At 36.7% G+C, this 26,380-nt stretch carries 26 protein-coding genes; 18 read left to right on the forward strand and 8 right to left on the reverse strand.

The genetic code is table 11. The features are described 5' to 3' along the window. The first annotated feature begins 2 nt into the window (after positions 1–2). Positions 3–1,466, forward strand: coding sequence for a hypothetical protein (locus tag C0Z22_RS15155; protein ID WP_103219216.1), 1,464 nt, complete (start codon positions 3–5; stop codon positions 1,464–1,466). Positions 1,467–1,506: 40 nt separating this feature from the next. On the opposite strand, the gene C0Z22_RS15160 is transcribed toward C0Z22_RS15155, so the two are convergent. Both C0Z22_RS15160 and C0Z22_RS15165 read right to left on the reverse strand, forming a co-directional pair. Next, complete coding sequence (locus C0Z22_RS15160; RefSeq protein WP_103219217.1) at positions 1,507–2,139, reverse strand: hypothetical protein; 633 nt, start codon at positions 2,137–2,139, stop codon at positions 1,507–1,509. Between the two features lie 172 nt (positions 2,140–2,311). After that, positions 2,312–2,965: a hypothetical protein gene (locus C0Z22_RS15165; protein ID WP_103219218.1), complete on the reverse strand. Its 654-nt coding sequence runs from the start codon at positions 2,963–2,965 to the stop codon at positions 2,312–2,314. Positions 2,966–3,401: 436 nt separating this feature from the next. On the opposite strand from C0Z22_RS15165, the gene C0Z22_RS15170 reads away from it, so the two are divergent. Beyond that, positions 3,402–3,884: a hypothetical protein gene (locus tag C0Z22_RS15170; protein WP_103219219.1), complete on the forward strand. Its 483-nt coding sequence runs from the start codon at positions 3,402–3,404 to the stop codon at positions 3,882–3,884. A 7-nt stretch (positions 3,885–3,891) separates the two neighbouring features. On the opposite strand, the gene C0Z22_RS15175 is transcribed toward C0Z22_RS15170, so the two are convergent. Then, positions 3,892–4,869: a bifunctional oligoribonuclease/PAP phosphatase NrnA gene (locus C0Z22_RS15175; protein WP_103219220.1), complete on the reverse strand. Its 978-nt coding sequence runs from the start codon at positions 4,867–4,869 to the stop codon at positions 3,892–3,894. A gap of 110 nt (positions 4,870–4,979) precedes the next feature. Between C0Z22_RS15175 and C0Z22_RS15180 the strand changes: the two genes are divergently transcribed. The 10 genes from C0Z22_RS15180 (at position 4,980) to C0Z22_RS15225 (ending at position 13,518) form a co-directional block, all read left to right on the forward strand. Continuing rightward, positions 4,980–5,888 carry an ABC transporter ATP-binding protein gene (locus tag C0Z22_RS15180; protein WP_103219221.1) on the forward strand — a complete coding sequence of 303 codons (909 nt, stop codon included), beginning with the start codon at positions 4,980–4,982 and terminating at the stop codon, positions 5,886–5,888. Next, a complete protein-coding gene (locus C0Z22_RS15185; protein WP_103219222.1) occupies positions 5,881–6,633 on the forward strand; it encodes an ABC transporter permease in 753 nt (250 codons plus the stop codon). Before C0Z22_RS15180 ends, C0Z22_RS15185 begins: the two co-directional genes overlap by 8 nt. Then, on the forward strand, positions 6,630–8,141 hold the full coding sequence (locus tag C0Z22_RS15190; protein WP_103219223.1) for a Gldg family protein: 1,512 nt from the start codon (positions 6,630–6,632) through the stop codon (positions 8,139–8,141). The genes C0Z22_RS15185 and C0Z22_RS15190 overlap by 4 nt, the downstream gene beginning before the upstream one ends. After that, positions 8,141–8,689 carry a hypothetical protein gene (locus C0Z22_RS15195; protein ID WP_103219224.1) on the forward strand — a complete coding sequence of 183 codons (549 nt, stop codon included), beginning with the start codon at positions 8,141–8,143 and terminating at the stop codon, positions 8,687–8,689. The genes C0Z22_RS15190 and C0Z22_RS15195 overlap by 1 nt, the downstream gene beginning before the upstream one ends. Positions 8,690–8,736: 47 nt before the next feature. Further along, entirely contained in the window at positions 8,737–9,408 is a 672-nt protein-coding gene (locus tag C0Z22_RS15200) for a hypothetical protein (RefSeq protein WP_103219225.1), read from the forward strand. A 132-nt stretch (positions 9,409–9,540) separates the two neighbouring features. Continuing rightward, the gene (locus tag C0Z22_RS15205) at positions 9,541–10,203 is read left to right on the forward strand and encodes a thymidine kinase (protein WP_103219226.1); all 663 of its coding nucleotides are present in this window, start codon (positions 9,541–9,543) and stop codon (positions 10,201–10,203) included. Continuing rightward, positions 10,187–11,002, forward strand: a complete 816-nt coding sequence (locus tag C0Z22_RS15210) for a uracil phosphoribosyltransferase (RefSeq protein WP_103219227.1) — start codon at positions 10,187–10,189, stop codon at positions 11,000–11,002. The genes C0Z22_RS15205 and C0Z22_RS15210 overlap by 17 nt, the downstream gene beginning before the upstream one ends. Before the next feature lie 17 nt (positions 11,003–11,019). After that, the gene (gene hpt, locus C0Z22_RS15215) at positions 11,020–11,532 is read left to right on the forward strand and encodes a hypoxanthine phosphoribosyltransferase (RefSeq protein WP_103219228.1); all 513 of its coding nucleotides are present in this window, start codon (positions 11,020–11,022) and stop codon (positions 11,530–11,532) included. Beyond that, a complete protein-coding gene (locus C0Z22_RS15220; protein ID WP_158246952.1) occupies positions 11,525–12,547 on the forward strand; it encodes a hypothetical protein in 1,023 nt (340 codons plus the stop codon). The genes hpt and C0Z22_RS15220 overlap by 8 nt, the downstream gene beginning before the upstream one ends. After that, the gene (locus tag C0Z22_RS15225) at positions 12,544–13,518 is read left to right on the forward strand and encodes a hypothetical protein (RefSeq protein WP_103219230.1); all 975 of its coding nucleotides are present in this window, start codon (positions 12,544–12,546) and stop codon (positions 13,516–13,518) included. The genes C0Z22_RS15220 and C0Z22_RS15225 overlap by 4 nt, the downstream gene beginning before the upstream one ends. Here C0Z22_RS15225 and C0Z22_RS15230 read toward each other — a convergent pair. Then, positions 13,487–13,996: a hypothetical protein gene (locus C0Z22_RS15230; protein WP_146037927.1), complete on the reverse strand. Its 510-nt coding sequence runs from the start codon at positions 13,994–13,996 to the stop codon at positions 13,487–13,489. The genes C0Z22_RS15225 and C0Z22_RS15230 overlap by 32 nt on opposite strands. Positions 13,997–14,019: 23 nt before the next feature. Here C0Z22_RS15230 and C0Z22_RS15235 point away from each other — a divergent pair, with 23 nt between their 5' ends. Genes C0Z22_RS15235 through smpB form a run of 5 tightly spaced genes read left to right on the forward strand, consistent with a single transcriptional unit; the run spans position 14,020 to position 18,734 of the window. Beyond that, on the forward strand, positions 14,020–14,958 hold the full coding sequence (locus tag C0Z22_RS15235) for a calcium/sodium antiporter (protein WP_103219232.1): 939 nt from the start codon (positions 14,020–14,022) through the stop codon (positions 14,956–14,958). Between the two features lie 51 nt (positions 14,959–15,009). Then, positions 15,010–16,344 (forward strand): HD domain-containing phosphohydrolase, encoded by a 1,335-nt coding sequence (locus C0Z22_RS15240; protein ID WP_103219233.1) that lies wholly within the window; start codon positions 15,010–15,012, stop codon positions 16,342–16,344. Positions 16,345–16,389: 45 nt separating this feature from the next. Then, entirely contained in the window at positions 16,390–17,472 is a 1,083-nt protein-coding gene (tsaD, locus tag C0Z22_RS15245) for a tRNA (adenosine(37)-N6)-threonylcarbamoyltransferase complex transferase subunit TsaD (RefSeq protein WP_158246953.1), read from the forward strand. A gap of 2 nt (positions 17,473–17,474) precedes the next feature. Further along, a complete protein-coding gene (gene rsmA / locus C0Z22_RS15250) occupies positions 17,475–18,281 on the forward strand; it encodes a 16S rRNA (adenine(1518)-N(6)/adenine(1519)-N(6))-dimethyltransferase RsmA (RefSeq protein WP_103219235.1) in 807 nt (268 codons plus the stop codon). A gap of 3 nt (positions 18,282–18,284) precedes the next feature. Continuing rightward, positions 18,285–18,734 (forward strand): SsrA-binding protein SmpB, encoded by a 450-nt coding sequence (gene smpB / locus C0Z22_RS15255; protein WP_103219236.1) that lies wholly within the window; start codon positions 18,285–18,287, stop codon positions 18,732–18,734. A 24-nt stretch (positions 18,735–18,758) separates the two neighbouring features. Here smpB and C0Z22_RS15260 read toward each other — a convergent pair whose 3' ends face one another. Genes C0Z22_RS15260 through pal form a run of 4 tightly spaced genes read right to left on the reverse strand, consistent with a single transcriptional unit; the run spans position 18,759 to position 21,995 of the window. Beyond that, positions 18,759–20,363: a multiheme c-type cytochrome gene (locus C0Z22_RS15260; RefSeq protein ID WP_103219237.1), complete on the reverse strand. Its 1,605-nt coding sequence runs from the start codon at positions 20,361–20,363 to the stop codon at positions 18,759–18,761. 8 nt (positions 20,364–20,371) lie between these two features. After that, positions 20,372–21,157: a tol-pal system YbgF family protein gene (locus C0Z22_RS15265; RefSeq protein ID WP_103219238.1), complete on the reverse strand. Its 786-nt coding sequence runs from the start codon at positions 21,155–21,157 to the stop codon at positions 20,372–20,374. A 24-nt stretch (positions 21,158–21,181) separates the two neighbouring features. After that, entirely contained in the window at positions 21,182–21,493 is a 312-nt protein-coding gene (locus C0Z22_RS15270; protein ID WP_103219239.1) for a DUF4398 domain-containing protein, read from the reverse strand. A 10-nt stretch (positions 21,494–21,503) separates the two neighbouring features. After that, positions 21,504–21,995, reverse strand: a complete 492-nt coding sequence (gene pal / locus C0Z22_RS15275) for a peptidoglycan-associated lipoprotein Pal (RefSeq protein WP_103219240.1) — start codon at positions 21,993–21,995, stop codon at positions 21,504–21,506. Between the two features lie 520 nt (positions 21,996–22,515). Between pal and C0Z22_RS15280 the strand changes: the two genes are divergently transcribed. Beyond that, the gene (locus C0Z22_RS15280; protein ID WP_103219241.1) at positions 22,516–26,190 is read left to right on the forward strand and encodes a hypothetical protein; all 3,675 of its coding nucleotides are present in this window, start codon (positions 22,516–22,518) and stop codon (positions 26,188–26,190) included. Positions 26,191–26,380 lie beyond the last annotated feature (190 nt).

Consider the following 26,380-nt stretch of genomic DNA (forward strand, 5'->3'; position numbering starts at 1 on the left):
GGATGAATATTTTTAAATACTTACAAATTTTTGCCTTGGGTTTTACTGCCTCGGCCTTAGACGTGAAAAAAGGTGAGTGGGACTTTGAAGTCTATGAAGGACCACTGGACCCTCGATTAGTTATTGATTATCAAAACGATAAACAAGAGTTCCTTGATGAGGTTACAGGACGGACATACTTTAGTGTAATGCTTGAGCCTGCTATCTTTGATTTAACTCAAGAATTTGATCGCTATATCTATCCTAACTTTGCTTGTTCAAAGCATGAGATGACTGAAAATATTGAGTATATGCGCTACCTAGTGCGACTAACAAGTATTGCAAGTCTTTATGAGTTTTACCGTCAATCAAGTATTGCTCTTTATCAGTTAGGTGATGAAAAGAGTTGCGCTCTTAGCTATGATGCAATTTTTAAATCATGTAAGCCGAAGTCTAAAGATATGAAACTCTTTACTAAAAGAGTATCTGACTACTTTCCCGATATCGTTGACTGGGGGAAGTATCCTATTAAGCTCCAAACGGATCGACGTTTTGATTTAGCAAATTACCATCCAACTTTAGTTAAGATTCTTAGCAGTCACTTTGGTGGTGATAGCAAGACTTCTATTATTAACAGCTGCCAATTCGTTAAGAGTGAAATTCAAAGCTTGTGTAGTGAGGAAGATAGCTATTTATCTGCGCTAAATGTTGAAGAGATTAAGAAAGAAATTTTAACGACGAGTGCCTATAAAATTATCAATGCTAGTGGAAAAGGTGAGTCTTGTTTTTCTCGTTATGAAGAGATGACAAAGGATCAAGTTTCTATCGATAAGAAGAGTGCTGAGATTATTCGTACCGCATTAAAGGGTGAGGATGATTTAAAAGTTTTCTGGTTTGGTTCTTTGCGAGAGTTTGATGAGAAGGGAATTACTTTAGTTGAAGAAAAGATCGTTAAAGAAGAACCTAAAATTGTAGCAAAGGTTGAAGTTAAAGAGCCTAAGGTTATCAAAACGGTTGATATAAAAACAATTAAAATCATTAGAAAACCTAAGCCTGAACCGAAGAAGCCTGAGCCAGTTAAAGAGATTGTTTTTTCTGCGTTTGAAACGGCCGTCTTAAATTATGAGAAGTCTAAGAAACAAACTGAAGTAGCAATGCCTTCTTTTAAAGACGATTATAAATTCTCAAAGAAGACTCTTGAAAGATTTAATGGTTCATTAAGAAGCTATCAAACAAGAAAACAACTTTCTAAAATGAAGAGAGTTGATAACCTTGGAAGTCTTCAGGCCCCAATGAGTTTAACGTTTATTAAGTATCTAATCGATTATAACCTTCATCAAGGTCTTTATAATATGACAAGTATTCTAGGAAATGAATTCTTTGTTATTAACGATCTAGAGGGGAGAACTCGTCCAATTAAGATTGTTCTTGATAATAATGAAGAGACGAAGTTTAGATGGAAGATTTGGGTTACTCAAGCTGAATAAGAAAGGCCCGCTATAAGCGGGCCTTCTATTTTGTAGATGCTTAATACTTACGTGATAGCTTCTTAAGTCTCTTCTCGTATGCAGATTTAACTGATAGAGCTAGGAAGAAACCTGCGTTTTCACCATTCTCATCTTGACCAAATAGTGAGATGTTACCAACTCTCTTGTCACCAGCTTTGAATGATTTTGTCCATGCAAATCCGTAAAGGTTAAAGTTTTGTAGTGGTACCCAAATACCAAAAACTTTTGGACCAACATAGAATGCCATGTTTTTTACTTTTTCAACAGTAAATGCTACTGCTGGTAGAGCACCTGCTGCTACACCTGGGATCATACGTCCACCAGGAAGAGTCTTAGGGTCTAGTCTATTTACATCTGATGAGAAAATATCATCAAGTGAAACAGTAAACGTTAGAACTGAACCAGCACCTTCTAGGTTAGGGTTAAGTCCGATAAATGACTTCTTGTACTTTGGTACTTTGTAAGTAGCACCTGCCATAATTGAAACATCTTCAAGTACCATTGAAACGACAACGTTATCTTCAAGTAGATTAACATTCGGTCCATCAACACCTGGGATTTCAACATTTCCTTCTCCACAAGAAACAGAGAAGAAAGAGAAGCTTAGTAGAGCCACGACTGTCAGTAGTCTTTTTCTTAATGTGATTTCCATATCCATACCTCACTAGTTTATAGGAAAAAATTCTCTCGTATGTTCATCTATCGACAGATATGAAGGGGTTCTTAATTTTTTTTGAAGAAAAAAAAAGCCCCTAGATTCCTAGGGGCATTTTTCCTGTATAGAATGTTTTGGTCAGTTATTACAGAATTTTTAAAACTTCTGATTAGTATCTATCAGCAAGTCTTTCAAGTGATCTTTCTTGTGAGCTTGAAACTGTAAGCGCTAAGAAGAAACCACCGTTTTCACCATTTGCATCTTCACCAACAAGTGAAAGGTTACCAACTCTCTTGCTATCAGTATAGAAACGAGTTGTAAGCATTGCACCTGCCATATTAAGGTTATTTACTGGAACCCAAATACCAAAGATTTGTGGACCTACGTAAAAAGCAATATTCTTAATACTTGGTACTGAGAAAGCAACTGCTGGAAGGGCACCACCAGAAACACCTGGAATTGCACGTCCACCTGGTAGAGTAAGTGGATCAAGACGATCAACTTTTCCGCCAAAAATATCATCTAACGATACAGAGAAAGCAAGTAGTGTACCGTTTGATTGAAGGTCTGGTGAAATTTCAACATAAGAATTTGTGTAGTTAGGGATATTGAAACGAGCTCCACCCTCAACAACAACGTTTTCTAAAATAATATCAACTAAGATATCATCACCTAGAAGGACTACTTTTGGTCCATCTACACCTGGAATGTCCATGTTTCTAGAACTGTCCCCCGAACCACATGACGTCGTTAATAGTGACAGGGCCATAAGTGCAGAAGTGATTAAAAGTTTTGATTGCTTAAATACTACAGAATTTTTCATAATTACCTCAAATGACTTTCTATTGATTATTCATTTTCCTTTTAATAGAAGTCTCTTTGAAGGCTTGTGCTCTTTTACAACTAATTGAACTCCACTGACGTACGACAAAGACCACAAATCGTTCTCTCTTCAATTTCGATAAATGCATTATGAAGAAATCAAGAATTTAAACAAGGTGATGTTGATCTGAATTTACTTTTTTTGAAAAAAATGTAAATTTTTTCAGAAATGGTCTTGTTATTTCAGCTACTTAGTGGTGCTCTACATGACTTTTTTTGAGGGTGATCGCCTCGGATGGTCGTTTAGAATTTTACTTTCAAAACTGCCGTAGAAAATGGACACTGCCTTTGTAACTAGTCGAAACCTTAATCGAAAAGGCCCATCCCCCGAAATTTTCCACCTAACATCTCAAGTGAGAAAAGGTTAAAATATAGGGGTGAGATTATTAAGTGACAGAACAAATTTACGAACTAATTCAACAACGGCCACTAAGAAAGTAGGGCGTAGTAATGCCGCTGCAGACTTACCTGTTGCTTCAAAATCTACTGGTGGTCAAAGTATCGTTCGACGTGAAAGGCCTTCTGAGCTAAGTAGAGGCGAAATTAAGGCAAAAATAGAAAATCACAAAAGAGAAAAAGAAGAAAAAATGAAGGCCGCAATTGCTGAACATAAAGCTACTAAACAAGGGCAAGCAGTGCAAAAAGCGTCTTCACCTGTAGAGAAAAAAGCGCAGGCCATTAAAGAGGCGACAAAGGCGGAAGTAAAGATCACTCCTGAAGGAGAGCCTTTTGGTGATATCGCAAAGAATGATCCAAAAGATCCAGCTACTCAAGAAAAGCTTAAGGGTGTACTAACAGCAGGGGCATTTAATTTTTCTGATAAAGAAAGAGATGTTCTGGCAAAAATTCTTAATCAGTAGAGTCTACTTACTCAATCATTAATTCAATTTTTTCAATCACCTCAGGAATGACCTTTGCAAGGTTTCCATCAATGATTGTAGCTGCTGAGTGATTGTGTCCACCACCACCAAGGGCCTGGGCAATCACGCCAACGTCAACTGTTTGATTGACTGAGCGAAATGAGATCTTAACTTTGTCACCAACTTCTCTAAACATACAAGCAACTTCAATACCTTCAAGAATGAGTAGGTGATTGATAAAGCCGTGAGTGTCTTCAGTTTCACAACCAAAGCTTTCAATCTCTTCTTCTGTTAGAGAAATCCAAGCAACCTTGCCATTAGGACTCATTTGACAAGAGGATAGAACCTTTCCTATGAGCTTCATGTATTCAACTTGTTTAACACCGTTGATTTGATTAAATGCTTGAGGAGGAGAAATTCCAGTATCCATAAGTTTTGCAACAATACGATGCGTATTACCTGTTACAGTAGGATAGCGGAATGAGCTTGTGTCGATAATAATTGAAGTATAAAGGGCCAAGGCCATTTTCTTATCAAATTTTACACCAAGCGCCTCAATTAACTCGCCAACTAGTTCTCCTGTTGCAGCCTTTGAAGAATCGACACAGTGGATGGCCGCAATTTCTTTTGGGCAAGGGTGGTGATCGATAAATAGAAGCTCGCTTGATTTTAAAACAAGCTCTTGAACGTTCTTTCCGATGCGAGGAAGAGCGTTAGTATCTGTTACGATAAATAAATCAATTTTATCAAAGTAGTCTTTTGAATCATTGTAATTTGTAATCACACCATCTGGATCTAGGTAGCGATAGCGATCGAATAATTTTTCTTCATTAATGCAGATTGCATTCTTCCCAAGCTTTCTTAAGGCCATGCAAAGGGCAATCTCACTTCCGATACCATCGGCGTCTGGAAAGATGTGAGTTGTAATAACAATATTATTAGCTTTTTCAATAAGCTTCTTGAAGCGTTCTACATTTCTGGTCATATTTATCCTAGTCGGCAGAGTTAGGTAAATGATTAAATTTTAAGACTTTTCTTATTGTTTCATTTTTTGCTAGGATTTTAAAGAAGGATTTTTAATTAAGGACTTATGGAATGAGTGACAATAACCTTGTAGAGTTGTCGGACATTAGAAAAACATTTCCTGGTAAAGATGTTCTCAAAGGGGTGAATCTCACAATTGGTCGCAAAGGAGTTTTAGGATTCCTTGGACCAAATGGTGCAGGTAAGTCGACTCTAATGAAAATCATCCTTGAAGAGCAGGAGTATACGGGGGGAAGTCTCGTTAAAGATAGCGAGCTAACGATTGGCTACCTTCCTGAAGAGCCTGCGCTCTATCGCCATATGTGTGTTAGGCCATTTCTAAAATTCGTCCAAGAAATTTATCAAGTTGAAGAAAATATCTATTCAATCGAAGAAGTTATTGAGAAGTGCGGACTTAAAGAAGTTGCTCATCAAAGAATTGAGAATTTATCTAAAGGTTATAAACAAAAAGTAGGGATTGCTGCTGCAATTTGCCACAATCCAAAGCTTCTTGTACTAGATGAACCACTTGTTGGGCTTGACCCACATGCCATTATTCAAATTAAGGACGTGATTAAGGATCTTTCAAAAGATCACACGATCTTCATTTCTTCTCATCAGTTAAGTGATCTTGCTTCGATTTGTGATGATATTGCAATCCTTAATGAAGGTATCATTGTTGCTCATGGGCCTATAGGTGATATTGAAAAGCAGCTTGAAGTTGATCAAAGAGTTGAAGTTGAGTTTGAATCAGTTGATGAAAATAAGCTTCAAGGCCTAAAAGAGATGGGAATAAGCTTTATTAAAAAGAATGATCTTTATGAGTTTAGCGGACAAACACAAGACAGTGATTTAAGAATTACACTATCTAAATATTTTGCTCAAAATGATTTAGCTATTTTATCGCAGCAAAATATTAAGGTAGGGCTTGAGGATATCTTTAAAAAGCTAACAGCAAAAAAGGAGGGAACACATGAATAAGAAGCTTCCTCTGTTTAAAGGTATTAAGTTGATTTATAAGAAAGAAATTAGCGAAAGCTTTTCTTCTCCAATTATTTATATCTTTGCGGCCATCTCAAATTTTATTATGTCTGCAATCTTTTACAATAATCTACAAATGGCACCGCAATTAACAAATAAGACAATAGTGGACTTTGTTATTGCACCGACATTTTCAGCACTTAATTTTATTCTTCTCTTCTTTGCTCCAATGCTAACGATGGGAGCCTTTGTGAAGGAGAAGAGAGAAAATACTTTTGGGCTTTTAAAGCTTTCAAATTTAACTGACGATTCAATCTTCTTTGCAAAGTATTTTGCAGCTGCAACGAAGCTTGTTTTCATTACTTTACCTATTTTTATTATTCCACTTTTCTTAGCTCCCAAAGGTTTTAATGACTTTGCTATTTTATTTACAAATATGCTTGGAATTTATGGATTAGGTCTATGCTACTTAATTGTTGGGCTTAACGCTTCATTATTAAGTCGCTCTTATATTGCATCCATTGTTATTTCATTTGGTGCACTTTTTTCTTTCTTAATTATTTATGCAAGTTCGAATGTTATTGATAATGAGATGATTCAGGCCATGATGAGATATTTTAGTTTTAGCTCACATATCTTCTATTTCGCTAGAGGAGCTGTTTCTAGCTTTGACTTAGTTTATATCCTTTCTTTCGTTGGCTTCTTTAGCTTTATTGGTATTCGAAACTTGGGAGTTAGAAAATGAAGAAAATTACCCTAAGCCTCTGTGCCATTTTTTATCTTATTGCTTGTTTTCTATTTCTTATAATTCCTGAGCATATTTTTTTAGTTGGCGCGACATTTATCATTGCTCTTTGTTTAACTCTTCTAACTTTTTACTTTCATCTTGAAGAAGTTAAAAATTTTGTTAAGAGTACATTTGGAAAAAATCTTCTATCAAACTTTACTGCCTTCTTTCTAATATTTTGTATCCTTGCAGTATTAAACCTAATTGTTTTTAAACGAGGACCAATCTGGGACTTAAGTAAAAGACAATTAAATACTCTTTCTGAACTAACAATTAAAACTGTTAAGAAGATTGATGATAAGGTTGAAATGGTGGTCTTTTCTAATAAAGAATCAAAGAATGCTATTCTTTCACTACTTGAACTTTATAAGAATCAAAATCCTTCACTTGTGACTAAGTTTTATGATCCTGAGTTAAGGCCAGATATGATTGCTCAATATGGAGTGACAGTTTCTCCTTCAATTGTATTAGCAAAACAAGAAGGTTCAGAACTTAAGAAAGTTGTGGTGACTCGTATTCTTGAGTTAGGAATTACTAATGGTCTCATTCGACTTGAAAGAGATAAGGATCCAACTATTTGTTTTAATTATAATGCGAAATTTCAAGATAGTTCTGATAATGGTTTTACAGGACTATTACATGTTCTTAAGCAGTCGGCTTATCGTTTAAATGTAGTTGATCTTTTAAAAGCAAATGAAATTCCCAAGTCTTGTGATGTCTTTACGATTCTTGAGCCAACAAATGATTTCTCAAAAGAAGAAATCTCAAAACTAGAAAATTACTACTTCGATGGTGGTCGAGTTTTTGCAGCGATTATGCCGAATTTCCACGGAGAAAAGCTGGCAAATATAAAGAAATTCTTTTCGGATAACGGACTTAATATTGCAAATGACATCGTGATGGATCCTGTTAATGGACTTGAGTCATCAAAAGGGACTGCGCCGATTATTTCTCGCTACGATTCTTTAAATATCAATTCAGACTTTACTGAGAGAGTTTTCTTTCCGCTTGTTTCGTCCATAACTTCAACTCTACCACAAGAAGAGAAGGGAAGTTTCCATGCCCTGGCAACCTCGACGCCTGAAGGCTGGGCAGAGAAGAAGATGATTTCTGTTATCGCTGGGGATGTAAAAAAAGATAGTGAGGATATTGAAGGACCTATTGATATGGCCGCGGCCATTACAAGAGATGGAGTTCCTGCAATTGTTGCTATTGGAAACTCTGCCTTTATTTCAAATAAGTTCTTTAGTTATCAAAGTAATTTTAAATATGTATCAAATCTTTATCACTGGTTATCAGGTCAAGGACAACTGACTTCTCTACACTCAGTCGTATTTAAAGAAATTCCACTTTTAGTTTCAGATATTGAAAAGAAAGTGATTTTTTATTTCTCTATTGTTGTTCTGCCTCTTGTTTATCTTGTGATCGCTCTAGTTCTTTACCAGAGAAGGAAGTTTGCAGCTTAATGAAGAATCGTTATCTCTTTGTCATATTAGTTCTTTCTATTTTTGCAGCGTATTTCTTAGTTGAAAAAGATGAGCAAAAGGAAGTTGCCTTAATAACTCAGAAAAGAAATATTCTTAGCTTCTCTACTTATGGAAAGATTAAATCTATTACTGTTGCTGGAAATACAATTGAGATAAAAGAAGCAATTGAAGATAATCTTAACCTTTTCTATGATGAATTACAGAAGCTGAAAGTTGATCGCATCCTTGAAAGTGATGAAGTAGACGAGAATTTTTTAAAATTTGATGGGGCAGAGACTATCACATTTAATTTTACTAGCGGAAAAGTTGTCAGCTTCTTAGTGGGAAAGAAGATTGAATTAAATCAGTCTTTTTATATGGCCGTAATTGATGGACAAAAGTTGACATGGCTTATTGCTCGCTTCGAAACAGCTTTTCCAGCAGATGCTAACGATAAGAATCGCGATCGCTCAAGTATTCCTTATGAGAAATTTCGTGAAGTTTTACAAACACCTAAAGAGTTTTTTTATACTAAACTTAAAGAGTAGGTCATTGCCTAGTTTCAATTTATGAGGAACTCGATTAAAATAGAGACGTGCTAGAAATATATATTCAATACATTAAATTTCTTCTTTATCCGAAACTTGTGAACTCTAATATAGCTCACCACAGGTTAGAGATAGAACGCATCAAAGAAGCGAGGCTTTTTGAGATCGTTAAAGAGGAGAGTGAGCGTGGAGTTAATTTAAAGTTTGCAGACTTCGCTCTAGCTTCATGGCCCTTTGTTTTCATTTATGGACTATACTCTCTTGCACAAATTCATATTGGAATAAATCTTGCGGGGAAAATGGCCGAAGATGGTTTCTTGCCAGCAATCTTTTCTTCAAGTGAATTTCAACAGAAGCTTTTTCTCTTTTCGACACTTTTTAAAGTCGTCTTCTTTCCACTTTCTGCTTGGGTATTTGTTAAGTTCTGGCGTTTAATTATCACAATGTTTGCAAGTCTATTCGATAAAGACCTAAAGGATATTGAGTTAGAAGATGTGATAGCAGGTGCGTTAGTTGGGAATTTCTTCTTAATCATCCCAATTTTTGGAGATTTTTTAAAATTTATTTCTCAAGTGATCTACTTGTACTTTGGACTGCGTTATAATCTGCAATTCTCATTTGTGCAGAGCTTCTTCATCCTTATGTCTCCGTTATTACTCATCGTGGGCTTCATGCTCTTTATGGTGATGTACCTAACGCTCATGATAAGCTTTATTTAGTCTTTACGCGTTGAGCGCATTGCCTTCCTTTTTTGAAAGAAGATGTAAGTGGCCTAAAACTGGCCCGGCCGTCATAATAGAATTTAGAGACACAACACAAAAAATATCTGACATTAAGAGGAGTTTAAGTCAATGTACGCAAGTCACGCACACGCAACTGGTGGCATTGAAGTCGTATGCGGCCCAATGTTTTCTGGAAAAACGGAAGAACTTATCCGTCGAGTAACTAGAGCACAAATTGCTCGTCAAAAAGTTCAAATTTTCAAGCCTGTTATTGATGATCGCTATCACAAGACAAATGTCGTAAGTCACTCGTCACGTCATGTGGAAGCTGAGCCAGTCAAAGACGCAGTTGAAATCTTACAGAAGGTTTATGATTCAACTCGTATCGTGGCAATTGATGAGGTTCAATTCTTTGATGCAACAATTATCAAAGTTGTTTCAAAGTTAGCACGTCGTGGTATTCGCGTTATCTGTGCTGGTCTTGATCAAGATTTCAAATCAAAGCCATTTGGTCCAATGCCTGAGCTTTTATGTATTGCTGATGATGTTATGAAGATTCAAGCGATTTGTACTGTTTGTGGCGCACCTGCTTCGAAGTCTTACAGACTACCATCTGACAATAATAAAACAGTATTAGTAGGTGAGGCCGATCTTTACGAAGCTCGTTGTCGTGCTCACTTCGATTACTACGAAGAAGATGAAGATGTTAAGGCATTTTCGATTTCACTTGGAGGCCTAAAAGAGGTAAACTCTAATGGCGAGGTGAAATTGAACAATGAAAACACAATCTAAAAATTCGAACCAATATAAAATTAGTCAAATCGAACATAAGTATGGAGAGAATGTTTTTATTCTCTCCAATCCTCTTGCTGAAAGTTTACTTGCACGCTTCTCAAGCGAAGGTGTTATTCAGCCAGAATTAAATCACTTAATTCATAAACTCTATTTCATTTTATTAGAATCTGTTTTAGGAAACTCGTTTCCTAAAGAAGTCGTGGAAGTGCGCTCTCGTATGGCCGGATTAACAGAGAAGGCCATCTTTAAACAAGAGGTGATAAAAAGGGAACAGCCAGTTCTTTGTGTGGACCTTGCTCGCGCTGGAACTTTTCCAAGTCATATCTGTTTTGAGAATTTAAATTACTTTTTAAATCCTGAACTAATTCGCCAAGACCATTTCTATGTTCAGCGCAAAGTCGATGAGAATGAGCAAGTCATTGGTGTTGATGTTTCGGGCTCAAAAATTGGTGGTGGCCAAGAAAATGCTATTGTTCTGCTTCCTGATCCAATGGGAGCAACAGGTGGTTCAATGTCATTTGCCGTTGGTCATTATAAAGACAAAGTTAAAGGGCGTGCACTTAAGTATATTTCACTTAATCTTATCGTAACTCCTGAGTATATTAAGAGAATGCAAAAAGATCATCCAGATGTTGAAATCTATGCTCTTAGACTTGATCGTGGGCTATCTCCAGATCATGTTCTTAAAACAATTCCAGGAACACTGTGGGATGAAGAAGTTGGGCTTACTGGAAAGCAATATATTGTTCCGGGCGCAGGTGGCGTTGGGGAAATTTTAAATAATTCATTTGTATAGGAATTGGGGAAGAATTCATGGCAATCGAAACTTATTTTTCTGAAGAGAAAATTAACGAAAGAATCAAAGAGCTTGCAACTAAGATTGATTCAGACTTTCAAGGTGAGGAAGTTGTGATCATTGGCGTGCTTAACGGAGCCTTCGTTTTTGTGGCCGATCTAATTCGCCAAATGAGTTCTCCTGTATATTTTGACTTCATTGGAGCAAGTTCTTACAAAGGGACCGAAAGTACTGGAAAGGTTTCCATTACAAAAGATATTAAAGTCGATATCAAAGATAAGAATGTTATTCTTGTTGAAGATATCGTGGACACAGGTCTTACAATTAGTGAGCTAACGAAAATGTTAAAAGAAAGAGGGCCTAAGACAATTAAGCTAGCGACTCTTTTACATAAGAAAGTAAAAACACAACACGAAGTTCAAATTGATTACCTCGGCTTTGAAATTGAGGATAAATTTGTTATCGGCTATGGGCTTGACTTTGATGGCCGCTACCGAGAGCTTCCGTTTATTGGAATTTATAATGGATAATATGATTGCCAAGGCCGAAGGATCGGTTCGCGTTGACCTTCTTGGTGGAACTCTTGATATTGTTCCACTAAATCAGGTCTTAAGACATACAATTACTCTTAATCTTGCAACTTCTCTTAAGGCCAAGGTTAAGGTTGAAGAAATAGAATTTGAGGGTGTTGAGTTTGTTTCAGTTGATTACGATTCGGTAACAAGACACTCTAGCGTAGAATTCACATACGAAGACTTTGATAGTGATACATTTGGAGCTTTATCTTTTCTGGCCCAAATTCTTCATCACTTTAAATTAACTAGTGGTATTCGTTTAACGACAGAGTCTGGTTCTCCTCCGGGGGCAGGCCTTGGTGGTTCGTCTTCTATGGGAGTAACTGTTTATAAGGCCCTGTGTGACTATTGTGGAGTTGAGTTTCATCGCCAAACTGCGATTAATACAGTTCAAAATATTGAGGCCAAGATTTTAAATAAGGGCCCTTGTGGGTATCAGGATTATTATCCTGCTCTTTATGGTGGCGTACTTGCTCTAAAGGCGACAAATAGTTGTATTGAAGTTGAGCAGCTCTACAATGAAGAATTTAAGAGCTTTGTGGAGTCACACTTAACACTTGTGTATTCAGGACAACTTAGACTTTCGGCCATTAATAATTGGCAAGTTTATAAAGACTTCTTTGATAATCAAAATGGTGTAAGAGAAGGGCTTGGAAAAATTCGTGATTTAACTTTTAGCGCATACAATGCAATTCGAAATGGTGAGTACGATGACTTTCTTGGAATGCTTTGCCAAGAGGGTGCGCAAAGAGAAAAGCTATTTTCGGGTATTGTTACAGATGATATGCGAGATATTTATAATAAACTTCGTGAAAAAGACTTGGTTATTGGAATGAAGGTTTGTGGAGCTGGCGGAGGCGGATGTTTCTTACTGGCACATGGCCCTCAGCATAAGTCCCAGGTTTTAAAAGAACTAGCACGTGTAAAAGATATGCAAGTGTTAGAGTTTAGTGTTGAGAAACCGCTATGAATTTAAGCTTCAATCGTGTTGCAGGACTATCAATGAAAGGTGGACGAAGAGATAATTTCTTCTTCTGTCTTCTTGATCATCACGAGGGAAGCGGACGCTGGTTTTTAAAATCAATTCTACATGTAAAAGATGAAGTTCGTGATGAAGACGTTGAAGATGGTGATGATATCCTCAATCAGTGGATAGATAAGTATAATCTTAAGCACGTTATTATCGACTTTCCATTATCGAAGCCTCCTTGTCATAACTGTGACCTTAAGTGTCCAGGTGTTGCAAAATGCCCCGTTGGCGATGTGAAGCAGGTTCGTGAAGATATTGCATCGATCTTAGAGATGGATCGAAAGATGGAAGAGGAAAATCCAAAAGAGTATGAGCGAAGGAGAAATTTTGAAGACCTCACTCATTTTGATCGCGATACATTTGTAAAAGAGTCTAATGATTTCATGCTTTCGAAGTCTTTTAAGAGAAGATTAAAGAAAGGCTTTATTCCTTACTGGAATCGCTCTCTTGATTTTTGGATATGGTGCTCTTATCACGATCAGCTATTAGAGCTCTTCAATACAACTTTTGATTCATTTGGAAATACATCTCTTATGATGCTTTCACGCTTCTCATATATGAAGAGACACTTTCCTGAAGAGTGCCAATTCTATGAAGGACATGTAAACCTCATTCTATTAGAGCTTTTAAAGAGTCGCATTGTCCTTAAAAAAAATATCGTCAATTTAACGGATCTTGATCTTGGAGTTGAGGCACGCCTTGATATCGTTAAAAAGATTGAGAATAAATTGGGAATCTTTATTTACGATAATGATCTTGAAGTTATTGTAAAAAATGTAAGGGCCTTTGACTCATTCTTACTTGCAGTTTGTGGATTGCAAAAAGCAAAGGGACAAGCTCGCAGTATGCCAGATTGGACTCTTCCTCACTTAACAAATTTTATTCTTCCTTCATTTGATCCACGTGCTTAAAGCCTAGTGCATTAAATAAAAGTAAAAACCCTGGAATCATAAACATGGCCACTCTTGGAGTATCAAGATTAAAGAGCGCTATAGAGATCATAAGCACGCCACCTGTCCATGAATAGAGTTTGATATAACTCTGTGCAAACTTTTTATTATAGAGGCGAAAGATATAAATAATTAGGTGAATAATTAAGTAGACACAAATAATTGAGATCACCGTATGGACCATTAATTGGATAACTTGATCTTGAAAGTGAGGATCTTTTATTCCATTTGCAATATTCGGGTCAACAAGCCTTAGTGATTGATAAGCAATCTTAAAGCTTTCTCGATAGGTTTGCGGATTTGCGTAAACTAAATAAAGATAAAAAGCGACAAAAGCATCTGCAATCATACATGTCGAAATACTTAGAAATTTGAATTTCTTTTTGCTAAACTTAGAAAAAATATTTTTTAGAAATGAAGAGTTATTTGAATTAGTCATAAGCTAATTATTGGAAATAAAATATGGTTTTACAAGTTGTGTTATTAATTCTTGCTATTGTTATGCTTTACTATGGTGCAGAGTTCGCTCTGGAGTCAGCTGAAAAGATTGGACTTGCTCTAGGGTTATCACCACTTGTTATCGGTTTATTAATTGTGGGCTTTGGGACTTCGCTTCCGGAATTCTTCGTTTCTCAACTTGCAAGTTATCGCGGTGAGCCGGGAATTGCTCTGGGAAATATTGTCGGCTCTAATATTGCCAACCTTTTTCTAATTCTTGGTGTATCTGGATTAATGGGACGTCTTTTCATCTCTGGAACAGAAATCAAGAAACAACTTCTTCTACACCTAGCACTTACAGTAATTCTTGGGATCGTTCTTCTACAAGATCAAATCTACTGGTGGGGAAGTGCTCTACTAATTGGTTTTATGCTTTTCTATCTATGGGACACATTTGCTTCGATGAAAAAAGAGCGTGCTCACCTAGGTAATCAAGAACAGCCTCATCACATGGATGAGAAAATAGGGCCAAAAGAAATCATTCACCTTTTTGCTGGCTTTGCCCTTTTATATGGAGGGGGAGAGTTACTGGTTAAAAGTGGAACAGCTGTTGCTCTTGAGTTTGGAATTTCAAATTATGTTATTTCGGCAATTTTCGTTGCCTTTGGTACTTCGTTCCCTGAACTGGTTACGGCAATCATGACAAGTCGTAAGGGAAAGAACTCGGATATCATTACAGGAAATATTATCGGTTCAAATATTTTCAATGCGGCTTTTGTTTTAGGTAGTTTAGTGTTCTATAAAATCAAGATTGCGGAAAACTTTATACCGGAGATGTCCGCTCTACTATTTGCTTCACTATTTTTACTAGCAATCTGTTTTGCAAAAAGGGCCTTTTACCGCATCGCTGGTGGAGTTTTCCTGGCCTGCTATATTGCCATGGTCCTATACTGGGTTCGTTAAAGCACAAAGTTCCTTCTAGTTTATAAACATGGAAGTGTTAAAATAACTCCTATGAGCTTTAACGTACTAGTGGCCGAACCAGATTTTGAACTAAGTGATATTTATGTCTTGGGTATTGAAAATGCATTTCAAGGTGTAAATGTCATTCGTGTTTCAAACTTTCGCGAATTAAAATTAAAGCTTCAATCATCAAAAGATTATAAATTAATTGTCACAGACTATTTTAGAGAAGGTGATGATGATATCTTCTCATTCTATGATTCAATTGATTGTAATATCCCATCTCTTGTCATTACTTCATATACTGAAGCAGAGTTTGTTAACTTTGAAAGAGATGTAACTTATCATAAGAAAAGAGAACATCTACCAAAGCCATTTTCATTTGTTAAATTTGAAAAGCTTCTAACTCAATTAGGTGGTGTTTCTACTTTTGTTCAATCAAGTAGTGCATATAAGAAAATTAATACAGAGTACTTCTTAAGAGGAACTCTGGCCATTTGTGATACATACGTAAAGCTTAGTGACTCTAAATTCGTAAAGGTTATTCACCGTGGAGACACATTTACGATTTCACAAATTGAGAGCTATCTTGATCGCGATATAAACTACCTCTATATCAACAAAGACGATATCGATGAGTACGTTAAGAAAGCAGGAGAGGTTTCATTTTTAAAGTATGATCCCTCAACTCCAGCAGAGCATCTTGATATAGCTCAAAAGTCCATGATGACTCTAAAGCGCCTCGTTGGCCGCTATGGAATTAGCACAGGAACCTCTACTGTTGTTGATAGCTATGTTTCAAATATTTCAAAACTTGCGCAGGGAAGTCCAAAACTTCGAAACCTTTTAAAAGAGCGCGAGAATATGACAAATTATCTCTACGATCATTGTTATCTAACAAGCCTCTTTGCCGTTGAAATTTCAAAGCAACTAGAGTGGGTGAAGAAAGATAATATTGAAACTCTTATTCGAACAGCTGTCTTTCATGATCTTCTACTTGAAGATGAGGCCCTTGCTCGTATTTCGTCACAAGAAGAACTACTTAAGGCCGAGCTTACAGATTATGATAAGAACCTTGTCCTTGGGCACGGGCGCTTAATTAGTGAGATGCTTGAGAAGGAAGGGCTGGCAGATCAGAATATGTATGAGATTCTGATTAACCACCATGAAAGGCCAGATGGGTCCGGATTTCCTCGTGGACTTTATGCGAATCAGATTAAGCCACTAACGGCCGTCTTTATTGTTGCCCATGAACTTGCTAAGCAAATTGAGCTTCGAAACTACAATCTCGACGAAAGCCGTACTATTTATCAGTACTTAGCGGATAATTTCGGGCGCGATCACTTTGAAAAAATCATCAAAATTGTCGATAAAATCTTAAAATAATGATAGGGTGCATCTTATTATTTAATCGTAAGAACGGAATATTTCGTGGCCACTAAATATATTTTAGGTATTGAAACAAGTTGTGATGATACATCAGTAGCAGTTCTAAAGGGAGATCCTGATAAGATTTCTCAAGGTGAAGTGCCTGAGGTGTTGGCCTTTGAGCTATTTTCTCAAGAACAAATGCTCGCCCAATGGGGTGGAGTTGTTCCAGAAATTGCCTCTCGAAATCATCTTGAAAAATTAGCACCTCTTATCAAGCAAACAATTGGTAAGGCCGGTGTAAACCTTTCTGATATTGATCTTGTTGGTGTGACGACTTTCCCTGGACTGCTAGGGCCATTACTTACAGGACTTAATGCTGCTAAGACAATTTCTCTTTTAAAGAAAGTTGATCTCTTTGCAGTAAACCATCTCTTTGCTCACCTGGAAGCAATCCACTTAACAGAAAAAGTCTCATATCCATACTTAGGACTTCTCGTAAGTGGAGGCCACAGCCTCTACACACTTGTGAGCGCAAGTGATGAGATTGAAGTTCTTGGCTCAACAATTGATGACGCCGCTGGTGAAGCATATGACAAAGGTGGAAAGCTAATGGGGCTAGGCTATCCTGCTGGTCGCATTATTGATGATCTTGCAAAAGAAGGTGATATTAATCGCTTTGAGTTTCCAATAGGGCTTAAGACATCAAAAGATTGCAACCTAAGCTTTTCTGGTGTGAAGACATCTTTAAGAACCTTTCTTGATAAGAATCCTCAGTATCTTGTAAAGTCGCCAGAAGATATTAATCAAGATACAAAAGATATTTGTGCTTCTTATCAGCATGCTATCGTTTCAGCTCTTAAGCTTAAGCTACGTTATGCACTTGAAGCAGCAAAAGAGAAGGGATTTAATAATCTTCCAATTGTTGTTGGTGGTGGAGTTGCTTGTAATAGCTATCTTAGAAAAGTGCTTCAAGAAAAGTATAAGCAGGTACATTTTGTACAGCCGAAATTTTGTACCGACAATGGTGCAATGATCGCTAATTATGCTTTTAGAAACTATAATAGTCGTATCCAGTATCCTGATACACTAAGTATCGATGCCAGATCACGATTTATTAATAAGAAAGAACATAGGAAGGCCTAATCATGGAAGAATCAAAATCAAAACTACCTTGGGCCAATAAAGAACTCGGTCAGCACTTTTTAAATAATCAAAATATCATTACTAAAATTACAGATGATTATGCAGATGTTGCAAAGAATATCATCGAAGTTGGACCTGGTCCTGGAATCCTAACAAAGCATCTTGCTGCTCATGATGGCAATCTTAACGTTGTTGAAATGGATACTCGTATGATCGAATATCTTGGACCAATCGTTAAAGAAGAAAATATTCTTTTCACAGATGCCCTTGCGCTAGATTTTGATCAATTTATTAGCGATAAGAATATTAGTGACGAGTTATGGCTGGTTTCAAACCTACCATACAATATCTCGACACCACTTCTTTTAAAATTTCTACAAACACCAGCGATTAAGTATATGACGCTGATGTTTCAAAAAGAAGTTGCTGATAAGGTTTTTGCCTTTGCTTCAAAGAAGAATTACATGGGGTCTTTAATGGCCCTATCACAAACATATTTTAAGACATCTTTGCTTGTAAAAGCGCCTCCAGGTGCCTTTACACCTCCGCCAAAGGTTGACTCTGCTGTAATTAGCTTTGAGCGCCTGGAGAGTCCAGTGATTCCTCTGTCTGAATTTAGTAAATTTGAGAAATTCTTAAGAGCTGTCTTTCAATTTAAGAGAAAACAGCTTGGAAAAGTTCTTAAAATTTATGCTCCAGCGGATAAGATTGCCGAGGCCCTGGCCAAAATCAATCAGCCTTTGACAGTTAGAGCAGAAGCGCTAAAATTAGAGGACCTTCAAAATTTATATAAGTATCTAAATGAGTAAATAATGGGAAAGAAAATAATCGCCAAAAATAAAAGAGCAAAGTTCGACTATCAAATACTTGAACTTTACGAAGCAGGAATGATGTTAGTGGGAACTGAGGTTAAGTCTTTGCGCGCTGGAAAAGTCTCAATTGGTGAGTCCCATATTACAATTGATAAGAACGGCGAAGTTTGGGCCAATAATATCAAAATCCCTGAATACGAATTTGGAAATCAATTCAATCACGAAGAGGCGAGAAAGAGAAAACTTCTTTTAAATGAGAAGGAAATTGCTGAAATCGCTCACCGTGTGAAGGCCGAAAGGCTTACGATTGTTCCAACGATCATCTATTTTAAAGGCTCACGTGTTAAGCTTGAAATTGCTCTTGCAAAAGGGAAGAAGCTTCATGATAAGAGATCTGATCAGCAGAAAAAAGATGTTGAGAAGAAGCTAAGAAAAGGGGACTATCAGTAAGAAACTGAAGTCCCCGTCGTATTTTTAGTGTGTCATTTTTTGATACATTTTATCGAAGTACTCGTCATTTACTCCAGAATAAATTCCATCGCGATCTTTCTTATACCACTCTGGTGATTGGTCACTAGTGTGACAACCAAGACATTTATTCTTAATGGCCGCTTTTGTATGGGCCTTTTTTTGTGCCTCATCTTCAATGGCAAATGGGTGATCTGTTACCATCGAGTGGCAGTTTAGACACTGAACATTAGCAAATGAGTGCTCCACATTGTGTTTCTCATTGGCCTTATCCCATGCAACGCGAATTGATTTAACTTTCTTAGCATCGAGTTTACGAACAGAAGTAACACCACTAAAGGCCTTTGATACATCCTGCCAGTACTTTTGTTTGTGAGCATTAAATTTGGCATCACTTGTTTTTAAATCTTTAAAGTGCACGATATCGTTGTGGTTGATATAGCCACCTTCTTCATTCATTCCAAGAGAGTGACACTGCATACAGCTCGTTTTATTCTCTTCTTTGGCAATCATAAGAGTTCCAAAAGAAATCGCGTGAGGTGTCTTGGCCCAGTGATCACCTTGATCTGAGTGACACTCAAGACAGCTTTTTGTATCGGCAAGCTTTTTAATACCGCTATCAGCAAAGCTTAGGCTTTTTTGTTCTTTATCGCGAATGCTATCAAGCTCTTGTTTGTGATTATTGATATAGCTTGTAAAAGGGTTATTTGGAATCCTCTCTCCCAACTGCTCACGCATTTCATGGTAAGAGAATTCTTTTTCAATTTTTTCAGTCGCTGCAGAGAAGGCGACTTCTCCGATATAGTGGTTCTTTGAGAGAACTTGAACGATTTGTGTTGTACCAACGTCAATAGAGTAATTTGTAAAACTTTGTGAGTGTGAACCAATTATCCAATCGATCATCGGGTATGTTTCAGCAAATTTCTTATCGTAATCAAGTCCAGCATGGGACATGAGAACTAGTTTATGGAGTGGATTCTTATCATCAAAGCCAGCTTCTTTAAGCGTTGTTAATGTATTTTTAAAGTTTTTAACTGGATTGATAAATAGATCTCTAAACTCTGATTGCAAGCTTCCGGCCGCCACGATTCCTGTTAGAAAGATTGTGCTCTTTCCAAATTGAATCTTTGCATATTCTTGGTGGGGTAGGGACTTCTTATCAGCAAGGTTTGAAACGAGAACTTTAAAACTTACTTGTGAAAGTACTTCTTTGTAGAAATCAAGTCCAGCAGCTAGATCCTGATCTCCTGGGATTGTGTATTTAAGCCCAAGTTTATCTAATCCTTTTGCAAGTGATAAGGCCGCAAATTTCTGAGACTTTTCAATATGGCCAGGAACAACTGATGAAGGAAAGAGCATATCACCAGTGTCAATATAGAGGTATTGATGATCCTTTTTAAAATCACTCATAAAGCCTGCAACTTGCGGAAGACCTCCTAATGGAAATTGGCGGCATCCACATGGGTGAGTCTCTCCAGAGATTGAGTGAGAGAAGAGGATTGAAAATTTTGGTCCTTCAATTTTTAACTCTTCACTATCGCGATCCAGGTCAATAATACTTTGACACGAAAGTGCGAAAGTTAAGCTTAGGAGTCCTAAAATTTTTTTCATGCTATTCCTTATTTTTTGTAGCTTGCTAATAACTTTTTAGCAGTAGGGACGTGGCGACTTTTTGGGAATGACTTAAGCATCTCCTCAAGTGTCACAACTGCTTGTTCGGCTTGGCCTTGTCTTTTAAAAGTTCTGGCCAAATAAACTAGTCCATTAGCATTGTAAGCAGACGAAGGCATTGATGTATAAAGAGTTGAAAAGTATGTGACAGCATCGTCATTTCTTTTTTGGATATACGAGATCATTCCTAGATTGTGAATGATACGACCTCTTCTTTTACCTTTGATTTTATTTTCATTATAGAGTTTTTCAAGAATAGGACGAGCTTCGCTGTACTTACCTTTTCCATAAAGAAACATGGCCTGATCATAAGGTGAGCGACTTTTTGCTTTCGCTATCTCTTTTCTTTCAGTTTCTTTTTTTTTTAGGAGTGCTAATACTTCCTTGATGAACTTATCTTGTTCTTCAATCTTAGCTGTAAGCTTTGTTACCTCATCAGTTAAGACAGTATTCTGTTCTTCTAGTTTTAGAAGTTTTTGATCAACTGTTTCTAGCTTTTGATCCTTACCGTTTGTGTACTCTTCAAGTTGCCCTTGAAATTGAAGAACGCTATCTTGTAGCTCTTGTACTTTTGAGAGTGAATCAGCATTAAGCTTTTGATTCTGTTGCATTTGCACAGACATCGTATTGATCTTTTGTTCGCGCTCAATTTGTTCTTGTGTTTTACAAGATGTCATTGAAGCACCCATTAAAATTGTTAATGTAATCGTTGTAAGTAGGGAAGGTTTCTTCATGAGAAATTCTCCGAATAAGATATATTAAATGCTATCGAGAGTTTTCTTACGATATGCCTTGAACTCGGCCTTTTCTGAGAATTGCTTAGATAGAATGGCGTACTTCTTAGCTTTGTTAAAGAATTTTCTCTTGTAGCTTGATTTTGCTTTTAAGTAGTAGAATTCGGCTTTTCGGTAAAGGTTAGGGGCGAGTGTTTGTCCGCCAGCTTCCTTGGCCGCAAGGAAAGCAACCTGTGCATAAGTCATTTCTAACTTCGGGCGTACGGTCGTTAGACCGCAGCTACCCAAAGATAGAAGTAAAATTAAAAATGTGATTTTATTTTTTAATTCTTTCATTTTTTAAAGATTACTTAGCAATAATTACGAAGTTTCCTCTTCTGTTTTGTGACCAAGAATCTTCATTGTGACCAAATGAAATTGGTCTTTCTTTACCGTAAGAAGTAGTAGAGATTCTTGAAGCATCAACACCAAGAGCTACTAGGTAGTTCTTAATTGCACGTGCACGGTTTTCACCAAGTGCCATGTTGTACTCACGTCCACCTCTTTCATCAGCGTGACCTTCTACTTGTACTTCAACAGAAGTATTTCCTTTAAGGAAGTCAGCGTTTGCTTCAAGAGTTGCTTTAGTTGATGAGCTAAGTCCTGATGAATTAAATGCAAAATAAACAGTTCTTAGTGCACCAGCTTTACCTGAATCTGAGTCACCATTCACTTCAAGAGAAGCATTGCTGTAATCAACAGATTCTACAGAAGTTGTGTCATCAGTTTTTGATGATGAACCACATGAAGTCATAACTAGTGCAGAACCTAAAAGTAATAGTGTAAAAAGCTTTTTCATTTGTTCCCCCTTTCCATTTTATGTAGAGATTTTATTGTTATCTGGAAAATAGCTATACCTATAAAGTATATAATAAATTTAGGTGTTTAGATACCGGCAGAAAAGGAGATTTCACTAGAGTAATTTGCTCGGGTTATTAAAAACCCATACTTGATTGACTTTATCTTTTGAAAAATGTCTTTTTCCAAAATAAGGAAATCTTCAAATAATTGCCAAGTATTTAAGTAAAGAAAAAGTAAAGTTTAACAAGAGCTATTTACAATGTGATTCGCTCAAAATAATGTTTATTTGAGGTTATTGAAAAGTCCTTATCTTGTGTGTAAAAGCCTGGCCGCCGTCTTTTCCTGTCTCTGCTTAAGTTGCGGCCAGGCATTTTTCAATCCTCAAATTTATAATTAAATCTCAAGTTGCTTTAATACTCCTCACAAAATTTAGATGCACTGAGACTGTTGGTAATACCAATGGGCGGTTTTTTGTGCATAAAGTTAGTCTTTTGAACTTTTAGAAGAAGGGGAGAAATATGAATACAATTGGAATTAGTAAAAAATTAGTTATTTTATCACTTATGGCCGTTGCTTCACATGCAACATTACCTGATGAAATTGATTATCAAAAGTATTCGAAGCTTTATGATACTTCGAAGGCCCAAAGCCATTCAGCGATGTTTAAAGTAGAAGAGCTTAAAGCTGAAATTATGAAAATTGCTGAGCTTCTTGAAGTTAATACTCACGATGTTGAATTAACTCAGAAAATCGTTGCTGATGCGACTGCTATGATTGATCAATTAAGCGGGGAAAGCGAAATTCTCGAAGTTAACTTAAATGAGCTAGTTAGAGAACAGGGGCAAGTAGAAGAGCTCTTAGTTTCTGTAAAAAAGGAACTGAGTGAAGGTCAAGTCATCATTAGTAATAATGAGGCCATGCTTACATCTCTTAAAAAGAGTGTTGAACTTGAGCAGTCAATTCTAAAAGAAACAATCGCACAACTTGATGCTAATAGTCGTTTAGCTAAAGAGAATGAAGATCAACTTATCTCATTAAAGGCAAGAGTTACTCTTTTAAGTAAGCAAACTGATAATAAGTCTGTTGAAGTGAAGAGCTTAACGAATGAGTACAGTAGTGTACTTAGTAAAGTCTCTAAGAATAAGAAGCAGCTCGATACTCTTTTACCAAAAGTTAGACCATTAGAATTAGAAATGGAAAAGCTTGATAATTTTGTTGCACGAAAAAGAGAAATCTTTCGTTCAGCAAAACTTAAGGCCGAAGAAATTAATATCGACTATAACGAGCAAACAAGTAATATTCGTCCTCTTTTAAGAAAGAGAGATACAATTCTTGCAAATCTTAGTGTTGAAAAGAAAGAATATTCTAAAACTCATGTTGCCCTCATTAAGTACCAAGAAATTATGGATACTGTTAAAGAAGAAGCAACTGCTCTTGAAGCCGAGATTGAAAGAATTGAAGCTGATCAAACGATTAAAAAAAATAAATTAGAAAAGATAGAAATCGACTTACTACAGTTAGGTGATGATCAGACTTCTCAAAGAAAAGATTTACTAGCTAGAAAGTTACTCGTTGAAGGTGAAATTAAAGCATTAAATGATGATTTCCAAGCTGTTAAAAAGAAACTTTCAGTAGTTGAGTACAGGATTAAAGAAGGCGATTTAAAGCTAATGTTCCTTGAAAAACAATATATTAGTGCTGAGAAGAAACTAAGATATCAAGAGTCACTACTTGTCTCTGTTGATGAGAGGATTATTAGAACTGCTCCACGATTTAAACAAGTCGAAGCTGCTCTAGAAGAAGCTAAGTTAGAGTTAAAACGTTCTCAAGATGATCTTGGTGCATCGATCAATGATTATGAAGAAGTGAAGCATAAACTTACTGTTTTAAATGGTGAGATTAAAGTACTTAGTGAAGAAGGTGCTGATCTTAGAAAGAAAGAGCTTCTTGCAAAGGATAAGCTAAGAGTTGCTCAAGTGTCTCTTAAAGAACTTAAAGAAGAGCATGTAAATACTCAAAATAAACTCGTTGAAACTGAAGTGAACTCAGGAAAGATCTCAAGAAATCAAACGACTCTTGAATCAAATCGTGACTTACATCAGAAGAAAATTTCAAGTCTTAATGACAAGATTTTTGAAACTAAAAAAATGTCTGAAGATACTGCTAAGAGAACAGAAGAGTTAAATATCATTGTTTCTGAAAAGACTAAGAGAAAATCTGAGCTTACAGATGAAATCATAACAACACGTTCTCGTCTTAGAACAAATTCTTCTGCTATCGTTGAAAATCAAGCGGAACTTAAGGCCGGTCAGGATTTCTTGGCCAAGCTAGAAAAAGAAAGTACAGAACTTCTTATACGTAAGACTAAGAGTGAAGAAACTCTAATTGTCTCTGAAGCAAGAGCAGAAGAATTAGAGCAAAAAACTCAAGATGCTCGAATTAAGTTTGAAACTCGTCAAAACCTATTCAATGAGTATGTAAGTGAGTCTAAGGTTCTTGGACAAGTTGATGCTATTACTGATGGTGCAAGTATTGGTTCTGAAACAGCATCTGCAGATGCAACAGCGGATGCTAATAAGTACGGTGGTCTAAATGGTCAAAGCGTAGGAGAGTTAGATAGCTACCTTGTTGGTCTTGAAGAAGGACTTGAGCAAGGGAAGACTGATGGCTATGAGCAAGGTGTTAATTCAAAAGAAGATTACGACCTAGGACATAATGAAGGTTATGCAATAGGGCTTCAAAATGCCAAAAATATTGCTATGGAAGAAGACTTTCACACTGCGTTTACGCAAGCAAAAGAGCTTAAGATGTCAGTTCTTCCAGACAGTCATGTTGTTCTTGTTAATAAAGTACAAGAAAAAGCTTTCTTTATGGGTGCTGTGGAAATGCCATATCTTGCAGGCCTTGATGAGAACACATCTGATGATACTCATTCAGATCATGTTCCATTTGATCTTGGAAATTCAAAAGATACTTATGAGGAAGAAGTTACTCGTATCCAAGCTGAAATAGAATCTCTTACAAGTAATATTGAAGAGATCAAAGGAAGTGCTGAATATGTATATACAGCGCCAGCTAAGATTGCAGAAGGTAAGGCAGAGCTTCGTTGTCAAAAAGTATATAAAGCGGTTGCTGAGCTAAGGGCCATTTGTGAATCTTCTTATCATGAGCTTTACGGGCAGGAGTTCCTAGCTTCACATCGAAAGGTATACTTTGAAGAGTACGATCAACTCTTTGTCGATGCCAGAGAAGAAGCGAGAACTAACGACCATGCTGATACTCGTAAGATTGGTTTTGATCGTGGACACCGTTATGGATTTGGTGATGCGATGGTTGAAGGTAAGAACGTGGCCTTCGAAAATGGAAAGAAAGATGGAGCACTTTTAGCTGAAGAGGAAAATCTTGGAGAACTTCGCGAACAAATGGCAATGGAAGGAAAAGAGAAAGGAAACGCTCTTTTTGAAGAACAAGCTGTTGTAAGAGTTGATAAGTCGAGAGGGGCCATTTTAACAAGTGGAGATCCTAGAGGACTTGCTCAAGATAGTAACTTTGGAGTTGGACTTGGACTTGTAAACTTCGGAAAGATGGCAAGTGAGAAAGGCGCTATCTCTGCAAAGGTTATTTCTACAACTGATAACGTTGAAGTTTTCGATAAGAAGGTAAACCTTATTGATCTTCCAGCAGAAACTAAGATGGATCTAAAAGATGTGATTTTTGCGAAAATTGCAAATAATGCTCAACCAGGTTCTGAAGTAATTATGGATATTGAACTTACTTATCCAGGTGATAGCTTAAAAGATAAGTATACTGAAGTGACAACTTTCAAATCTGTTGTTCTTCCTAATCCTGACATTAGATATGCGGTTTCATTCGATGAAACTGTCGAGTACGGGAAGTGTTGGCTAGGATGTAAGTATAAAACTCACGATGTTAAGTTCCAACTTAAGGGAGTACGTGACAATATCCCTGGTGAATTTAATGTTAGATTAGAGGTTCTAGAAGGTGGTAAGTATATAGATTTAAAAGAATCAGCACTTACTCTTGGGGTTCCTGGGCAAGGTAAAATTGAGTCAGGAAAACTTTCTTACAAATTTAAAGAGAAGGCTTCTGGAAAAGAGTTAAAATTTAAATTTGAAGTCCTCTATAAGGGGAGTGTACTGCATACCAAAGTTTTCAATGTTAAAGTAAAGTAATGTCAAAAGGGCCCACTTAGCAAAAAGGTGGGCCTTTTTGGCCTTTAGATCCTGTAAATATTTCAAATCACAATGTCATATTCTGATAAAAACTTACAATTGCCTCGATGAATTAATTTCTTTTTGAAGTGCCCTCAACATTCTCAAAAGGGAATTATAAAACAATTCTTATCAAAGTGATCAAAAGGAG

The organism is Halobacteriovorax sp. DA5 (assembly GCF_002903145.1).
Taxonomy (GTDB): Bacteria; Bdellovibrionota; Bacteriovoracia; order Bacteriovoracales; family Bacteriovoracaceae; genus Halobacteriovorax_A.

Coding starts and splice junctions, on each gene's coding strand:
- C0Z22_RS15155 (WP_103219216.1), top strand. CDS start 3: ATGAATATTTTTAAATACTTACAAATTTTTGCCTTGGGTTTTACTGCC.
- C0Z22_RS15160 (WP_103219217.1), bottom strand. CDS start 2,139: ATGGAAATCACATTAAGAAAAAGACTACTGACAGTCGTGGCTCTACTA.
- C0Z22_RS15165 (WP_103219218.1), bottom strand. CDS start 2,965: ATGAAAAATTCTGTAGTATTTAAGCAATCAAAACTTTTAATCACTTCT.
- C0Z22_RS15175 (WP_103219220.1), bottom strand. CDS start 4,869: ATGACCAGAAATGTAGAACGCTTCAAGAAGCTTATTGAAAAAGCTAAT.
- C0Z22_RS15180 (WP_103219221.1), top strand. CDS start 4,980: ATGAGTGACAATAACCTTGTAGAGTTGTCGGACATTAGAAAAACATTT.
- C0Z22_RS15185 (WP_103219222.1), top strand. CDS start 5,881: ATGAATAAGAAGCTTCCTCTGTTTAAAGGTATTAAGTTGATTTATAAG.
- C0Z22_RS15190 (WP_103219223.1), top strand. CDS start 6,630: ATGAAGAAAATTACCCTAAGCCTCTGTGCCATTTTTTATCTTATTGCT.
- C0Z22_RS15195 (WP_103219224.1), top strand. CDS start 8,141: ATGAAGAATCGTTATCTCTTTGTCATATTAGTTCTTTCTATTTTTGCA.
- C0Z22_RS15205 (WP_103219226.1), top strand. CDS start 9,541: ATGTACGCAAGTCACGCACACGCAACTGGTGGCATTGAAGTCGTATGC.
- C0Z22_RS15210 (WP_103219227.1), top strand. CDS start 10,187: ATGAAAACACAATCTAAAAATTCGAACCAATATAAAATTAGTCAAATC.
- hpt (WP_103219228.1), top strand. CDS start 11,020: ATGGCAATCGAAACTTATTTTTCTGAAGAGAAAATTAACGAAAGAATC.
- C0Z22_RS15220 (WP_158246952.1), top strand. CDS start 11,525: ATGGATAATATGATTGCCAAGGCCGAAGGATCGGTTCGCGTTGACCTT.
- C0Z22_RS15225 (WP_103219230.1), top strand. CDS start 12,544: ATGAATTTAAGCTTCAATCGTGTTGCAGGACTATCAATGAAAGGTGGA.
- C0Z22_RS15230 (WP_146037927.1), bottom strand. CDS start 13,996: ATGACTAATTCAAATAACTCTTCATTTCTAAAAAATATTTTTTCTAAG.
- C0Z22_RS15235 (WP_103219232.1), top strand. CDS start 14,020: ATGGTTTTACAAGTTGTGTTATTAATTCTTGCTATTGTTATGCTTTAC.
- C0Z22_RS15240 (WP_103219233.1), top strand. CDS start 15,010: ATGAGCTTTAACGTACTAGTGGCCGAACCAGATTTTGAACTAAGTGAT.
- rsmA (WP_103219235.1), top strand. CDS start 17,475: ATGGAAGAATCAAAATCAAAACTACCTTGGGCCAATAAAGAACTCGGT.
- smpB (WP_103219236.1), top strand. CDS start 18,285: ATGGGAAAGAAAATAATCGCCAAAAATAAAAGAGCAAAGTTCGACTAT.
- C0Z22_RS15260 (WP_103219237.1), bottom strand. CDS start 20,363: ATGAAAAAAATTTTAGGACTCCTAAGCTTAACTTTCGCACTTTCGTGT.
- C0Z22_RS15265 (WP_103219238.1), bottom strand. CDS start 21,157: ATGAAGAAACCTTCCCTACTTACAACGATTACATTAACAATTTTAATG.
- C0Z22_RS15270 (WP_103219239.1), bottom strand. CDS start 21,493: ATGAAAGAATTAAAAAATAAAATCACATTTTTAATTTTACTTCTATCT.
- pal (WP_103219240.1), bottom strand. CDS start 21,995: ATGAAAAAGCTTTTTACACTATTACTTTTAGGTTCTGCACTAGTTATG.
- C0Z22_RS15280 (WP_103219241.1), top strand. CDS start 22,516: ATGAATACAATTGGAATTAGTAAAAAATTAGTTATTTTATCACTTATG.